Source organism: Limosilactobacillus mucosae DSM 13345 (assembly GCF_001436025.1).
Taxonomy (GTDB): Bacteria; Bacillota; Bacilli; order Lactobacillales; family Lactobacillaceae; genus Limosilactobacillus; species Limosilactobacillus mucosae.
Map to the genome: position 1 here is coordinate 1 of NZ_AZEQ01000022.1, position 15,719 is coordinate 15,719.

General features: G+C 46.0%; 14 protein-coding genes and 4 tRNA genes. 13 read left to right on the plus strand and 5 right to left on the minus strand.

Features of this window, described 5'->3' with window-relative positions; translation table 11 throughout:
- Positions 1–17 precede the first annotated feature (17 nt).
- From FC47_RS08760 to FC47_RS08795, 8 genes are all read left to right on the plus strand, one after another.
- Positions 18–88: transfer RNA gene (locus FC47_RS08760), tRNA-Trp, on the plus strand.
- 17 nt (positions 89–105) lie between these two features.
- Positions 106–180: transfer RNA gene (locus FC47_RS08765), tRNA-His, on the plus strand.
- 60 nt (positions 181–240) lie between these two features.
- Positions 241–311, plus strand: a tRNA-Cys gene (locus FC47_RS08770).
- Between the two features lie 16 nt (positions 312–327).
- A tRNA-Leu gene (locus FC47_RS08775) sits at positions 328–412 on the plus strand.
- A gap of 129 nt (positions 413–541) precedes the next feature.
- A complete protein-coding gene (locus FC47_RS08780) occupies positions 542–883 on the plus strand; it encodes a hypothetical protein (RefSeq protein WP_006500167.1) in 342 nt (113 codons plus the stop codon).
- An 875-nt stretch (positions 884–1,758) separates the two neighbouring features.
- On the plus strand, positions 1,759–2,256 hold the full coding sequence (locus tag FC47_RS08785) for a prolyl-tRNA synthetase associated domain-containing protein (RefSeq protein ID WP_056968653.1): 498 nt from the start codon (positions 1,759–1,761) through the stop codon (positions 2,254–2,256).
- Positions 2,257–2,612: 356 nt separating this feature from the next.
- Positions 2,613–3,299, plus strand: a complete 687-nt coding sequence (locus tag FC47_RS08790) for a hypothetical protein (RefSeq protein ID WP_006499921.1) — start codon at positions 2,613–2,615, stop codon at positions 3,297–3,299.
- 453 nt (positions 3,300–3,752) lie between these two features.
- Positions 3,753–4,526 carry a (S)-acetoin forming diacetyl reductase gene (locus FC47_RS08795; RefSeq protein WP_109588286.1) on the plus strand — a complete coding sequence of 258 codons (774 nt, stop codon included), beginning with the start codon at positions 3,753–3,755 and terminating at the stop codon, positions 4,524–4,526.
- A 162-nt stretch (positions 4,527–4,688) separates the two neighbouring features.
- Here the strand turns inward: FC47_RS08795 and FC47_RS08800 are convergent, their stop codons facing one another.
- Positions 4,689–5,306, minus strand: coding sequence for a methylated-DNA--[protein]-cysteine S-methyltransferase (locus FC47_RS08800; RefSeq protein WP_333493008.1), 618 nt, complete (start codon positions 5,304–5,306; stop codon positions 4,689–4,691).
- 271 nt (positions 5,307–5,577) lie between these two features.
- Between FC47_RS08800 and asnB the strand changes: the two genes are divergently transcribed.
- The gene (gene asnB / locus FC47_RS08805; RefSeq protein ID WP_056968654.1) at positions 5,578–7,164 is read left to right on the plus strand and encodes an asparagine synthase B; all 1,587 of its coding nucleotides are present in this window, start codon (positions 5,578–5,580) and stop codon (positions 7,162–7,164) included.
- Between the two features lie 341 nt (positions 7,165–7,505).
- Entirely contained in the window at positions 7,506–7,733 is a 228-nt protein-coding gene (locus FC47_RS08810) for a hypothetical protein (protein ID WP_056968655.1), read from the plus strand.
- Between the two features lie 108 nt (positions 7,734–7,841).
- Here FC47_RS08810 and FC47_RS08815 read toward each other — a convergent pair whose 3' ends face one another.
- Entirely contained in the window at positions 7,842–9,278 is a 1,437-nt protein-coding gene (locus tag FC47_RS08815; RefSeq protein WP_048345233.1) for an MFS transporter, read from the minus strand.
- A gap of 447 nt (positions 9,279–9,725) precedes the next feature.
- Positions 9,726–10,085: a HesB/YadR/YfhF family protein gene (locus FC47_RS08820; RefSeq protein ID WP_056968656.1), complete on the minus strand. Its 360-nt coding sequence runs from the start codon at positions 10,083–10,085 to the stop codon at positions 9,726–9,728.
- A 323-nt stretch (positions 10,086–10,408) separates the two neighbouring features.
- Here FC47_RS08820 and FC47_RS08825 point away from each other — a divergent pair, with 323 nt between their 5' ends.
- Both FC47_RS08825 and FC47_RS08830 read left to right on the plus strand, forming a co-directional pair.
- Complete coding sequence (locus FC47_RS08825) at positions 10,409–11,932, plus strand: glutamate--cysteine ligase (protein WP_056968657.1); 1,524 nt, start codon at positions 10,409–10,411, stop codon at positions 11,930–11,932.
- A gap of 94 nt (positions 11,933–12,026) precedes the next feature.
- Positions 12,027–12,953, plus strand: coding sequence for a lactate/malate family dehydrogenase (locus FC47_RS08830; protein WP_006499912.1), 927 nt, complete (start codon positions 12,027–12,029; stop codon positions 12,951–12,953).
- Positions 12,954–13,190: 237 nt separating this feature from the next.
- Here the strand turns inward: FC47_RS08830 and FC47_RS08835 are convergent, their stop codons facing one another.
- Positions 13,191–13,760, minus strand: coding sequence for an LOG family protein (locus tag FC47_RS08835; protein ID WP_039945755.1), 570 nt, complete (start codon positions 13,758–13,760; stop codon positions 13,191–13,193).
- Between the two features lie 407 nt (positions 13,761–14,167).
- Entirely contained in the window at positions 14,168–14,536 is a 369-nt protein-coding gene (locus FC47_RS08840) for a DUF4828 domain-containing protein (RefSeq protein ID WP_034539146.1), read from the minus strand.
- A 158-nt stretch (positions 14,537–14,694) separates the two neighbouring features.
- Here FC47_RS08840 and FC47_RS08845 point away from each other — a divergent pair, with 158 nt between their 5' ends.
- On the plus strand, positions 14,695–15,705 hold the full coding sequence (locus FC47_RS08845; protein WP_033934960.1) for a Gfo/Idh/MocA family protein: 1,011 nt from the start codon (positions 14,695–14,697) through the stop codon (positions 15,703–15,705).
- Positions 15,706–15,719: the final 14 nt, after the last annotated feature.

Genomic DNA, 15,719 nt, shown 5'->3' on the forward strand with positions numbered 1-15,719 from the left:
CCCTCCTCCATTATTATAGGGATATAGTTAAACGGTATAACTACGGTCTCCAAAACCGTCATTGTGGGTTCGATTCCTACTATCCCTGCTCAACTGAATATTTTGGCGGTATTGGTGAAGTTTGGTTAACACATCGGTTTGTGGGTCCGACATGCGTGGGTTCGAATCCCACATACCGCCCTTTTATCCAACAGTCTACCAAATGTTGGATAGTTTGAACAAAACGTTCAGGCACTATTTGGTGGTATAGCCAAGTGGTAAGGCACAGGTCTGCAAAACCTCGATCACCGGTTCAAATCCGGTTACCACCTTTTAGTAAAGACTTATGCCTCTGTGGCGGAATTGGCAGACGCGCTGGACTCAAAATCCAGTTCCCGTTGAGGGAGTGTGGGTTCGACCCCCACCGGAGGCATTAAATATTCGGTTATATATCTTTACTAAGCAGTCATCAGTTTTTACTGATGACTGTTTTTTTGATTTTTAGGGTCTTTGTCAAAAATCTAGGGAGTTTGAGGCTGGTGAATCAATCATCCCGCCCGAAATGAATGCTGCCTATGACCACGATGAACACGCGCTGCCATCAGTTCTCCACCTTCAACGAGCCAAGGAGCATGGAGAATGGGTCGGATTCAATGCCAATTCCGTCTTTAACGATGGTTTGATGGTTAAACTGCTGGTTAATGACGGTCAGGTTCAATTCAAGGCCCTACCACTGGATTTGCGAGAACAGGATGCACGCGTTTTAAATCATGGTGTGCCAGTGCCAGCTTCTCCAGCAATTGCGGATCGTATTGTTACTCGTCTCAACAAAATCAGTGCGCCATTTAATACTCGGCTTGTTTTTAATCCAGTAACCTATGCTTTGACAATTGAAGAAGCATGATCACGCATTTCACGTAATTAAGTCAACTGAATTAGCCCCAGAGTCGTGAAAAGTGATTCTGGGGTCTTTTGATGTCCTATTGTAATCAGCATAATATTCGGGATAAATTCTGTTGTCGCTCCCCAGATCTGATCCTTGCTATTTTGGGCTTTACCGATAATTGGAAAGACCTTTGTTGCTTGTAGCGAAGAGTGATTAATCAGTAATCATCCATGGTGCGGCAATTATTTGGGCAATCCGATATGGCGAAAATTCTCTTCTCTACAAATTGGGCTGGCTGATCATCGAAAAAGTCGTGGCTAGGCTTGCTTAGACTGAATTATGCAAAAAATTCTGCATAATAACATATGACGAAAATCTCATTACCTACTTTTTTCAAAAAAGCGATGTATAGTAGGTAAAAATCAATATATATCAAGGGAGTGTAAAATTGTTTGTGTAAATTTAAAGGAGGAATTGAAAAAGGGAAAGCCCTCCCCGTATGATTGAACTGCTAAAACCAATCAGAATACGGAGGCTTTCCCCATGGAAGATTCTATCAAATCACAAAGCCAAGCCGTTTATCAGGCAGATGGCGCAAATACATTTGCTGGCTTGGATAAGGTTTATGGCTTAATGTAGCAGGCTCGATGCTGCCGAGAAATCGGTCAGAATATAATCTCTCCCAATCAAGCGAGTTGGTAACTAGGGTAATTTTATCAAGGTTTTCAACCGCATCCTAAAAAGGAACTAGTCAATCGTCAGCCTGCTTTTGATTGAAATTACCAAAAATCAGCAATAAAAACTGGCAATTTTGAGAAAATAAAAATTCTAGCTCTTGAAAACGATTAGCTGCCTTATAATCAATGCTAAAACTCAAAAGGCGATGAATTGATATGGAAGAAAACGAAAAGAAAATTCAGGATGTATTAGCCAAGCTGGATGAAAGGCAGATCAACTATGAAATGCAGCGACATCCGGCAGTTGATCGCATTGAACAGATTGCAGATTTGAATCTGATCCATCCAGAAACGGCAGCCAAAAATCTTTTCCTGCGCGATGATAAGCATCAACACTATTACCTGGTGTCGATCATGCCGCAAAAGCGTGTGGATCTGAAAGCCTTTCGTAAAGAAATCGGAGCGCGGCATCTGAGTTTTGCCTCAGCTGAAGACATGGAGAAATATTTGGCTTTACGTCCAGGATCAGTGACGCCGATGGGAGCGCTGAATGATACTGAACATCAAGTGCAGGTTTACTTGGACCAAGATTTTCAAGGCGGCTTGATTGGGGTTCATGCCAATGCCAATACGGCGACCGTCTGGCTGGATGCGGACGTATTGAGCGCATTTTTAACAGAGTATGGCTGTCGGGTCGCTTATGCTGCCATCTAACAATGCAAATTAATCAAGAAGCATCATGGCTGAGTCTGGTATGAATGAAATAGCGTCTGCGGCAAGCTGGCTTTGGGCATCTGGATTTAGCAATGATAAGATGGTCGGCAGTGGTTAACGATTCAGCTTGGTATGTTTGGCCTTATGCAAATAACCAGCTTTAGTGCGGTAATCTGAGCCATTATGATTATGCATGACGCGGATGAACATAGTGGCTTGGCAGGTATTGTCAATTATTTACCGAAATGTCAGACAGCCAAACGCGATGGCGATCATCAGTTTGAGAGATTAGGGGATTTTTTGCTTAAATTACGGTATCATTAGACTAAAGCCTTTTACGAAAGAAGGTTGTCGTTATGCCGCATAAAGCCGCTGATCCAGAAATCATTAAAGTTCTGCTGAAGCAAGAAATCATCCGTTTGGGGATTCAAAATAATCCCAGCCGCACCGTTTATCAAGATCGCTATCATCGTGGCGAGGCACCTTCGCCAAACAGTGCCATGCAGATCACTAAAATGTCTTGGAGCGATTTGATGCATGACCTGGGATTTAGTTATGATGCCAAGAAAAACATTGCGCAAAATGGTAAAAAGGGAGCCAGCAAGCATCTAGGTGCCAAGCAGTCCATTCGTTTAGCAGACCCGCAGACATGTGAGCAGGTCGTAAATGGGGCCTTAGAACTTATGCGTCGCGAAAAGCTCTATAATGTAAAGGATTTTCGTCTGCGCTGTCGACCGGTTCTGGGCGTCAGCTACGATTCGCTGATGCGCTATGGCTTTTCTTTTGAGGAACTCAAGAAACGCTATGCTGCCAAATACGGTGAAAGCATTCGCAAAACCAGTCGTTGGAGCCGGTATTCCAATGCCGATCTGACGTTTTTGGTAATCGACTATATGAAGGCACACGAACTGAATGGACTTCATCAATATTCGACTTATCTAAACCTGCATAATGATGCCATGCCCGCGACGGAAACCTTAAAAAAACGTCTGCAGCTGTCTTATTCTGAGTTGAATCGACTTTTGAAGATTCTGCTGCAGTAACGCTGCCGGATATAAATTGCGGATATTTTGCGTTGGCTGCGTAAATCGTAAATATGTTCAGCAATCTTCATGTTGACGAATCATGAGGATTGTTTTTATTTTTAAATGCGGATATCTGAATAAAAAACTTGCCAAAACAAAACCGCAACTTGAAATTCTACGATTGCAGCAGCATAATAATAACTTTTATGAAAATCAACTCGTCTGCAAAATCGTTCACAAATTTTAACATGGTGAAAATCTAAAATAGCAACGATTGCACAACTGCTGACTGATCCGCTGTAAACAGATTTGTTTAGGAAAACCTTGCTCATGATTTAACTTTTTTGTTGGTTAAGCCAAAAATCGTTTTCATTGTGTTTACATTGGTGGAATTAATTTACTTTTCGATGATGTTCGTTTAGAATTATCTCAACAATTTGATGGTTAATTCACAATCTTTAGGAGGCAATAATTATGGCAAAAGTTGCATTAGTTACCGGTGCAGGTCAAGGGATTGGTAAGGCAATCGCTGAACGTTTGGCTAAAGATGGTTTTTCAGTCGTCGTTGTTGCTCGCCACATGGACGCACTGCAAAAAGTAGTTGAAGGCATCAAGGCAAATGGCGGTGAAGCTTTTGCCGTCACGGCCGATGTTGCCAAGCGCGATGAAGTCTTTGCTGCCGTTGACCAGGCTGTTGAACACTACGGCGACTTCAATGTTATGGTTAACAATGCCGGGGTTGCTCCAACGACGCCAATTGACACTGTAACGCCTGAAGATCTGCAAAAGGTTTACAGCATCAACGTTGGTGGTACGATCTGGGGCGTTCAGGCTGCTCATGCCGCATTTAAGAAGCTTGGCCACCCAGGCAAGATCATCAACGCTACTTCCCAAGCCGGGGTCGTTGGTAACCCTAACCTGACCGTATACTCCAGCTCCAAGTTTGCCATTCGTGGGATCACCCAGGTTACGGCTCGTGAACTGGCTGAAGAAGGCACGACGGTTAACGCATACGCACCTGGGATTGTGAAGACGCCAATGATGATGGACATTGCTCACCAAGTCGGCAAGAATGCAGGCAAGAGCGATGAATGGGGCATGCAGACGTTTGCTAAGGACATTGCGCTGAAACGCCTGTCTGAACCTGAGGACGTTGCTAATGCCGTTGCCTTCCTGGCTGGTCCAGATTCTGACTACATTACTGGTCAAACTCTGGAAGTCGATGGCGGGATGCAGTTCCACTAAAATAAGTTCATATAAAAAGATCTCATCGCGAGTTTCGGTGAGATCTTTTTTATTTAGCGCGGTTTCGGCTTTGGACTGCGGGGTGTGTCTTTGATTAAGGATTTTGGGGATTATGGTCGTTTGCAATCGTTCCTTGGCGTTAGGCGATTGTGGCTTCCTTAATTATTGATTCATTGATTTGGTCTGAATTGCGCCCTTTCCTGCCGATTCATGCTTTGGCTTGCAATCAATGTGGCGCTTTTGTTTGCAATCACCGTCTCGTCGCGGTTGGTGCTGCTCTTTGCAATCAACGCCCTCCAATTGCAGTAGAGCTAATTTGCGTGCGGTGCCGCCAGCATAGCCAGTCAGGCGACCGTCACTGCCAATAACGCGATGACAGGGCACCAAAATCAAAATCGGGTTGTGGGCAACGGCGCCACCGACTGCCCGCGCGGTTCCTTTTGAAATATTTTGATTTGGCGCGGCTTTTTGTCCCAGTTCCTGATAGGTGATGGTGCTGCCAGCGGGGACCTCCTGCAATCCGCTTAGAATGCGCTGTCGATAAGGGGTAGTTTCTAAGGCGAGCGGAATGGCATGCGGGTCGGGATCCTGTTTTGCGAAATACTGATCGAGCCAGGCCGTTGTGCGTTTAATGATTGAATTTTCACCAACGGCAATTTCGTCTAATGCGTAGTCGGCACCAAAGTATTTTTGGTCGTTGAACCAGAGACCATGCAAGGCTGCGTCATCGGCCAGCATCGTCATGGTACCTAATGGGGAATGATATTCGTGTTTCAGCATTTTAGAGTGCTCCTTTCAAAATTGGTAGTGGCAGCCGTAAATTTATGGATATTTATAAATTTTTGTTGAAAGCGGTTTTAACGTCAATTAATTAGAAAAAATAACATCAGACTTAATAATCTTTAACAATCAGCACGGCAAAAACAATTAAATAATAAGTACCAGCTAGGATAGAATGTTCTCTTCTTAAAATTAAAAGTTTATTAAAAGTAAACTGTGCGATATACTATATTTTAATATTTAATGTTTTAAGAGGAAAGAGGAGAACAAGATGTGTGGATTTTTAGCCGCTGGTTCCAGTGAGTTTGCACCCAAGGCTTTTGCGGATGCCTTGGCTAAGCTGAACGATCGTGGACCTGATATGACCCGGACGATTTCAATGGATGACAAGGTCTTTGGCTTTAATCGCCTGGCCATCATGGACCTGTCTGAGCGGGGGATGCAGCCTTTCGTAAGTGATGACTGCATCTTGATCTGCAATGGCGAAATATACAACTATTATGCATTGGAAAAGAACTTGGCCCCAGAGTATGAGTTTGTCAGCAACAGTGACTGCGAAGTCTTGATTCCACTCTATAAGAAATATGGCCTGGATACAATGTGCAAGATGCTGGACGCGGAATTTGCCTTTGTCTTATACGACCAAACCACTAAGCGCGTTGTTGCTGCCCGCGACCCAGTTGGTATTCGACCAATGTTTTATGGTTATACCAAAGGCGAGCATAAGATGTCATTTGCCTCAACTGCCAAGGCGCTGATGGATCTTTGCGATGAGATCTATCCATTCCCGCCAGGATACTACTATGATGGCGAAAAGTTCGTCTGCTACCATGACGCTACGACGGTTCAGAAGATGCGGACCGACGATTTTGCCACGGCAGCCAGCACGCTGCGCGAAAAATTGGTTGAAGCCGTTCGTAAGCGCCTAAACTCTGATGCGCCAGTTGGCTACCTGCTGTCTGGTGGCCTGGACTCATCCTTGGTCTGCTCGATTGCTACCAAGCTTTTGGGCAAGCCGATTCGGACCTTTGCAATTGGGATGGACCGCAACCCGATCGACCTCAAGTACGCGCGTGAAGTTGCCGACTATCTGGGAACCGACCATACCGAATTTATCATGACGCGAGAAGACGTGCTCAACGCTTTGCATGAGGTTATCTACCAGCTGGAAACCTGGGACATTACAACGATTCGGGCCTCAATCGGGATGTACCTGCTTTGCAAGAACATTCATGAAAACACTGATTTGAAGGTAATCTTAACCGGTGAATGTTCTGATGAGCTGTTTGGCTACAAGTACACGGACTTTGCTCCCAACGCGGAAGAATTCCAAAAAGAATCATTGAAGCGGGTGCACGAGCTGTATATGTACGATGTTTTGCGGGCTGACCGCTGCATTTCTTCCAACTCTTTGGAAGGCCGGGTACCATTTGCGGACCTTGATTTTGTCGAATATGCGCTGTCAACTGATCCAGAACTGAAGATGAACCATTATCACAAGGGCAAGTATCTGCTGCGGCAAGCATTTGCTGGTCAAGGATATCTGCCAGACGACATCATCATGCGGGAAAAGGCGGCCTTTAGCGATGCGGTTGGTCACTCATTGGTTGACGACTTGAAGGACTACGCCGAAACGCTCTACACTGATGAAGATGTGGCCAACGCCAAGGAAAAGTATCCATATTGTACGCCATTTACCAAAGAGTCGTTGCTGTATCGCGATATTTTTGAGGAATATTTCCCGGGAAAAGCAAAATGGATCAAGGACTTCTGGATGCCAAACAAGGAATGGGAAAACTGTGACGTTGACGATCCAAGCGCACGGGTACTCAAAAACTATGGTGCCAGTGGTGAATAAAGCGAATCGCCGTTACAATAATTAATAAAAGCGTCATCTCAGGCGGGGCTTGTCATAACAGCCTTGCATCTTGAGGTGGCGCTTTTAGCTTGCGATTAGGATTCTGGTTGGACTGACTTAAGAAATCTATCGAGTAAAGGGATTCTTCCGTCGATTAGGCTTCAGCAGCGGAATGTCTAGGATTTAATCGAAGAATTGGGCTTCTTGCCAAAATTGATGTCGTTAAACAGCAGCCGCATCTCTGCTGGGATGAAATCAGTGACTTTGGCCGCCAGCTGTTGAGGGCTTGTCTGCATCTGCTCGTCAAACCAGGTCAGCAGTCCATTGTAGATGCCGCCAATATGGTAGGCCGTCTGCCAGCAAATGACACTACCTTGATCGTGATGCTGGTGGGGATTTCTTCTGGGATCAGCTTGCTGGGGAATATCTGGTTGGCCGGAATCTTCATGATGCTGTTCTTCCCAATGAATCTATGGCTGGTTGCCATTCTGCTCATGCTGATTTGGTTGGCTGGACAACAGATCAGCAACCGCTTTGAAAAAAATATGCCAGCTAATGAAAGCAGGTAGGGTGGCTGATGATTAGTAATTGGCTGTTGGTGTGTCAGCTCTGAGAATGATATGTGAAAATAGCGCTATAGCAGATGTAAGACCTGCTATAGCGCTATTTGTCTTATTTTACTTATCTTGGTCAAGCAGCTCGAATGAATGCTTTTCCTTACCGATCTGCTTCCAGATATCAATGATCAAAACATCCATAATCAAGGCGCCAATGATAAACAAAACATATGAATACTTGGTCCCAATGGCAGTCTGAACGACGGTGCTTTGGTGAGGCATTTGCGCAGCAGTGATTGCCAGAATCGTGGAGACACAGGCGGTTCCGATTGAGCCGGCATACTGCTGCAGTGTACTGAACAAGGCATTGCCGTCACCAACCAGCTGCGGTTTTAGATGCTGCAGTCCATAGGTCATAACGTTGTTGAATAAGAAGCCGAAACCGACCATGTAGACCGCGTAAAAGATCGTCAGCGACCACATTGAGAGATGGCTGCTGAATGCATACATCAAGATCACGGCCAGGTTGGTAAAAAGCGCGCCAAAGATCAGCGGCTTCTTGATTCCTGATTGATCCAGCAGGCGGCCAGTCAGCGGCAGTAGGACAGCTGAGATCAGTGCCCCGAGCAAGAGCATCAGACCAGCGACAAAAGAATTCTGGTGCAGCGTTAATTGAGCACAGTTTGGCAAAAGGAACGTCATCCCGATTTGAATGAATTGAACCATGAAATACAGCAATAGACAGGGCAGATAGATCGGGTCAGCAAAGACATTGGTATTGACCAGCGGGTGTTTGCGATGCGAGGTCAGGTAGCCGAATATAATCAAGGCAGCCAGTGCGATAATGACGTTTCCGTAAAAGGCCGGTGAGCCAAAGCCGCTGGTACCAACGCTGTTCAGCCCCATTTCCAGGCAGATGAAGCCAATGGCAACCAGCAGATACTGCAGAAACTGGAAATGGATGGTGGTTGGCTGATTGATCTGCTGAATGTTGGCAATCCCGATCAGGCCTAAAATGATCCCAATTGGCAGGATGATCCAAAAAATTACGCGCCAGTTGATGAATTGATTAACCAGGCCGCCATAAGTTGGTCCTAAAGAAGGTGCCAGCCCGATTACCATTCCACCCAGGCCGGCGTAGGTTCCCTGCATGGCAAATGGAATCTGCTGCATAATGACGAAAAACAGCAGCGGCATTGCCAGCCCAGTACTGATCCCTTGAATCAAACGGCCTAACAACAGCATCCACAGCTGAGGCGCCAGGGCACAAAGCAGACCGCCAGTGATAAATGCCAGAGTAGATGCAACAACCAAGCTGCGCAGTTTAAAGCGACGCTGCAGAAAGGCTGCCAGGACAACGGTTAGGGCGACGGTCAGCAGATAGCCGGTCGTGACCCATTGAACGGCATTTAGACTTTGGTGAAAATCACGCATCAAAGTTGGAAACGTAACATTCATTGAGGTTTCAACCAAGACACCGCAAAATGCCAGGCCAGCAATGCCAATAATTGACAGATTGTTTTTCTTGGTAACCTGATGTTCGTTCGTTTGCTCCATAAAAATCAAATTCTCCTTTCTCAAATAAAAAAACTGACACTGGGAAGGCAAAAATGCTTTTCCTAGTGTCAGTCTGACTTACGGATATACAAGCGAAAGTTATATCTTAACTATACCACTTTCAAAAATTTTTCGTAAATTAGAAAATTATGATAATTAGGACTCAAACCGGTCAAATGTCTTGCCCAAGCAGGTTATGAGCGAATGGGACATAACGCCTGGCTGGATTGACAATAACCTCGTAAAGATTTACTAGACGCGTCGCTCAAACACTCTGATCGGATCTTGAACGGCAAATATTGTGGGACGATTTCAAACAGTCGTTGCCTAGCCGTATTGGAAAGCTCCGGACTGTGGGCTCTGGATTATCGTTGCCTTCAGTCGTTGCCTAGCCGCACTGAGAAGTTTTACATCCGCGTCACCTGTCCAAGGCGGTTTTATCGTTGCCTAGACGCGTTGGGAGGCTCCGGTTGTCGCGTCCAGTCTTGAGCCATCATTCGGCGTAAAGTGCATCAATGGGCCATCAACCTGCGCGTCATAGTCGATTGCGACGTCCAGACCATTGAAAAACCAGTAGTCAAAGGCCTGAATATAGTAATGAATGCCATCGATGACTTGATCAACGACGGGGTCAACGGGATGATCACAGCGGCCGATGCCTTGTGAAAAACCTTGATGGGCATTGGTTTCGCCATAGCCTTTGCCAAACAGTTTGATGCCGTTGCCAGGCTTAAGATGCATTTCGTTTTGAAACCATTCGCTGGCTTGCGGGGTCATGGTAATCTTGGTTAATTTCTTTTCAGTCATAAGAAAGCGCCTTCCTTAAAATGTTTGCCTTTAGCCTAACATGATACCAGCAGTTTGTCGCCTGGCTTGCTTGATAAATCGTAAATTTGATTAAAAAGTTGGTTGCTTGGATTTTACAGCAGTAATTTTTTAATAACCGACCCCATTTTTTTAAAGTTTTGCTAAAATAGGGTGTTGAAGAAACAACCACCGAGATCTGCATTCCTGAACAGGCGGCTGATCTTTTTTGATTGCGTGCTATTTTAATTCCACTGACTGGCAGCGCGCGATCGATGTCTAAGTGATGAGTCAGCATCAAGACATTGGTTGAAGGGGGAAAAATTATGGCTGAAAAGCAAGCCAAACTATTGAAAATGCTGAGTGAGGGATCATTAAACGAGCGGATGTTTAATGCCAGCTTTGGTCTGCGCCTGGAAGAGCACCGGATTTTAACCAATGGCCGGGCCAGTCGCTACGAATATCCCAAGAACCTCAGCTCACGCAAAACCAATCCATATCTTTTGAGCGGCTTTTCCGATAATTTAATGGAATTTACCACGCCAATCGTCAGAGGGAGCAAGGCCACCTGTCAACAGTTAAAGGTCTTAGAACAGATCGTTGACAGTCAGCTGCATGAAGATGAACGGATCTGGCCATTGAGTCTGGCACCAGCACCAGAGTATCAGCACGATCTGGAATATGTCGGCAACAACTGCTCACAGCCGTGGAACAAGGAATACACCAACTACCTGCGCGAAAAATATGGCATTAAGCGGATGATGCTGGGAGGCGCGCACATTGGCTTTAACCTGGACCAAGAGCTGCTCAACACCTTGTATGACGAGACTTTTAAGGACGATTTTGCCAGCCAGGCCGATTTCCAAAACGCGGTCTACTTCAAAATGGCCCAGTGCTTCTGTCTATGGCGGTGGCTGTTTACCTATCTATACGGTGCCAGTCCGGTTTCAGAAGCCGTTGAACACGATATGCCAGAACACATCAATCTGCCAGTGCGCAGCTTCCGTAACAGTACTTATGGATACGATAACCTACCTGATGAGCGCCCCAGCTATGCAAGTCTGGAAAGCTTTGTCGACCAGATCTCAAAGTTTTTGGAGGATGGTACTTACTATGGTCCGCAAGAATTCTTTGGTCCGGTTCGGCTGCACGGTAAGCATGATGATGACAGCCTGCGCCAGATCGTCAAAGATGGGATTCAATTTATCAGTTTTCGTTCATTTGATCTGGATCCATTTGCTAAAGGCGGGATCAGTGAAGATACGCTGAATTTCTTAGAGCTGTTTATGATTTACACGTTGGTTTCGCCAATGCCGGAAAACCTTAGTGAAAAACTAAACCAGGCAATTGAGCGCAATAATGAGGTCGCTTTGCAGGCACCAGATGAACAGACTGACTGGATGCGTGATGAGGCCATGGAATTGATTGAACGTCTGGAACAATTCTGCAGTCAGTTCAATGCACCGCGCGAATACAAGCTGGCCTTGAGTTTCGTTAAGCGGCGGGTAGAAGATCCAACGCTGACGATCGGTGGCCAGGTAGCGGAAAAACTGGCGAAGGGTGACCTGTTGAGTTTTGGCCTTAAGATTGCCAATGACCGCTATACCAGTTTCGTACGCTCGCCACATCCATTGCAGGCGTTGGCTGGCCAGTATTCCGACAGTGTTCAAAAATTGATTAAGATTGCCATCATGAGCGGGGTCCACGTTGATTTTGAAAATCCCTTAAAGCTCAGTGTCGGTAATCGGGTTGAAACTTTTGACGCGCAGGCTGATCTTGATCTTTCCCGCGGTGCTTTGGATTACTTGTTGAACCTGTTCCCAGAATTAGAAGGCAATTTAGCTGAATAGCAAAAAGCAGTTGGGAGGCGCGCCCTGAATAGGGAAGCGCCTTTTTACGTCATGGTGGCTGTATTGATTCTTAACGACGAAAGGACGATGGATTTTGCGTAAGCTTGGAATTATTGGACTTGGCAATGTTGGCGCGCTGCTGGCCAATTTGCTGGTGGCACGGCAGATTGTTGATGAGCTGGTTTTGATTGACACCAACAGTGATCTGGCAGTCGGATTGCAAAATGATCTGCTTGATGGTATGTCGGCACTGGCAGTTCAGCCAACGATTAAAGTACAGGATTACGCGGCGCTCAAGGATGCAGATGCCGTTGTCTTGGCAATTGGTAATGCGGAATTGTTAAAAGAGCAACGATTTGCCGAATTGACCGATGTCGGGAAGATGATGCGCCAGATTGCACCGCAGATCAAGCAGAGCGGCTTTAGCGGGGTACTGCTCAACCTGGCTAATCCCAACGAGGCAGCCACGGCCTATCTGCAATATTTAACGGAACTGCCGCGGCCAAAAGTAATCGGGCTGGGAACGGTTCTGGATACCGCGCGCCTGCATCGAGCAATTGCCGATCAGGTCCATGTCGCGCCCAGTGCGGTGACTGGCTTTGTCTATGGTCAGCATGATGGTGAGGCCGTGCCAATCTGGTCAACGTTTCGCATCAATGGCCAACCATTGGAAAAGCCGGTAATGGGGCAAAAAATCGACCCACACCAAAGCGAGATTCAGGCTAAACTGAATGGCTGGTATGCAATCAAAGGTCAAGGCCAAGACGTCAGTGGGATGGCATTATGGACGATGCGGATTTTGCAGGCAGTCTTGTCAGATGAACAGGTCAGTTTTCCCGTGGCGCTTTATCAGCCGCAGTATCAAAGTTATCTGAGTTTTGCCGCGCAGCTTGGTCGACAGGGCGTTGGCAACTATACGCTTTTGCCATTACGACCATTGGAGGAAGATCAGCTCAAAGTCGCGGCCCAAAACATTCAAGATCAGTTAAACATCTTGCTGGAACTGCCAACTGAGGACTAGGTTAGGGCGTTTCGTTAATTGATTATCCTAAATTTAGATTGTCGATTTTGCTGATAAAAGTCGATCCAGTATTTTAGCTGATCGCATCAATCAAAAAGATCATCACGGTCGCGTTAGGCTCGGGATGATCTTTTTTAGTTTGCAGGCATAATTGAAGATTGGCGCAGACAGTAAATACGCATACTGGCGTGGTTGTTTGAGGTGAGTTTGCCAGAGTGATTCCCAAGCTGGTCTAATTTAGCGGTACTGTCGGCGGGCTGGCGCATGGTAATGGTTCATAAACTTCATCAAGTCGTCAAATGAATGGGCGAAATGGATCGCGTCCAGGTATGACTGTTCCAAAAAGCCAGTGTCGTGCATGCGTCGCAACATATTACGTAGGGGGTCATAAAAACCGTTGACGTTATAAAGCGCGGTTGGTTTAGCGTTATCGCCTAAGGACATCCATGAAAAGGCCTCGCTGATTTCTTCCAACGTGCCGATTCCACCGGGCAGCGCCACCAGTCCGTCCGCGAGATCCATCATCAAATCTTTGCGCACGTCCATGTTAGAAACGATTTTAAGATCCTCAACGCGGTCCAGTGCGGTTTGGCGTTCGTATAGCTGTCTGGTGATGACGCCATGGACTTTGCCGCCATTATCCAGCACGGCATTGGCAATCACGCCCATGGTTCCGTATTTGCCACCGCCATAGACCAGTTCAATGCCATTTTGCGCCATCTTTTTGCCAAACGCCGCGGCCCTTGCTTGGTAGATGGGATCATTGCCTAGATGCGCGCCACAGTAAACGGCTAAACTCTTAATCATCAAATCGCTTCTTTCCATTTGGTTTTACCTTAATTGTAAACTGATTGATCCTTTGCGGCTGATGTTTTATCAAAGATGAGAATTGGTCAGCAGTTTTAACTGCATCGCACCGGTTGTCGACGAACAGACACTGGTGGAAACAACTGCTTTGAGGACTCCTTATCATGTGTCGAACACTCGTCAGCCACATTTGCCATTGAAATCGCCACAGCCTTTGGAAAATCAGGAGGCCCACCGAACTCATCTGTACCATCAAACCAGCTTAAGTTAAATTGTTCCAAACTTATTTCAATGGCGACCCGCAAAACAATCTCAATTAATCAAACCAGTGCCATCGCTAAGACTGAAGGCAATAAAAAAACGGCGTCCGTCGCGGAACGTCGTGAATTAGACATAACGTAATCGAATTAATTATTGCACGGTTGAATATAGTATACTTGGTCATCGGCTTCATCGATCAGCTTGGCGGGGCGCTGTTCATTGGCTTGGATCGTAATGTGATAGCCAAACTTATCCAAGTAGACGAGTTGCTCAGTGCTGACCTGCTGAACGGTAGCCGGAATCAATTGGTTGTCGATTCCCAGCTTGAGTTCTGGTGAGATCGTAATAATGTGCGAACGGTCACGCTCTTCATCATAGTATTTCCAGGTACCGGCATAGAAAACGGGCAAGGCCGCGACGGGATGATTCTGTTTCTTAGATCGGCTGAAACCAAACGAACTGGTGATTCCAGCCATTAGTCCCGCACCGAAAAGCAACATTCCTTTTTTCTTCATTCTGCTCAATCCCCTTCAATTTAACTTGATTTTTCATTTGATCATAAATTTACGATTTTAATTATACACAGCTTTGTGTTATAGAAAGATTTCATTTCTGTTAAAAACTGAAAATAATTGTTAGAATGAAACGTAGCAATTGTAAAGGAGTGATCGAATTGCTGAAATTGGGGATTATTGGAACTAACATTATTACTGATCAAATGCTTGACGCGGCTAAAACCACGGGCAAGTACGAACTGACGGCGGTTTACTCGCGAACTGAGGAACATGCTGAAAAGTTCGGCAAGCCATATGGAGCCACGCAGTTTTTTGACAGTTTGGAAGATTTCTTTGATGAAGGCGACTTTGACGTGGTCTACGTTGCCTCACCAAACAGCCTGCACTATGAACAGGTTCGCTTAGCAATCGAAAATGACAAATTCGTAATTGTTGAAAAGCCTGCCTTTGTCAACCCAAACGAATTTGAGGGCATTGAATCGCTTTTGGCAGCCCACCCAAAGGCCCGTGTCGTTGAAGCTGCTCGTCACATTCACACGGGTCTTTTCCATGCGGCTGAAGAACAGCTCAAGCAGATGCCGGTTATTCAAGGTGCCAACATTACGGTAATGAAGTATTCTTCTCGCTATGACAAGGTAATTGCCGGCGACAAGCCATATCCAAACATCTTCACGGCTGAATTTGCCGGTGGGGCATTGATGGACCTGGGTGTTTACGCTGTTTATGGTGCCGTTACTCTGTTTGGCGTTCCGGACAGTGTCGTGCTGTTCCCAACGATGGTCGCAAGCGGTGTTGATGGGATGGACACCGCCATTTTGAAGTATGACAAGTTTGCCGTAACGCTGAACTTTGGTAAGACGGCCAACTCGCATCTGGTTTCTGAAGTGTACGGTCTTAAGGATACGCTGGTCTTTGACTCAATCTTTGACACGACCAAAGTAACCTACTATGACAGTGAAAAGCAGGCCCACCCACTGGAAGCCAAATTTTATGAAAACTCAATGGTTGATGAGCTTAACGATTTTGCTGATCTGTTCAATGATCCGGAAAATCCAGAACAACAGGCTAAATATCGTCGCTGGTTCGATCTGGCGCGCAAGGTCAACACGGTAATGTATGATCTGCGTCGCTCGGCTGAATTGACTTTCCCAGCTGACGATAATCGTTAGACATCAACTGACTA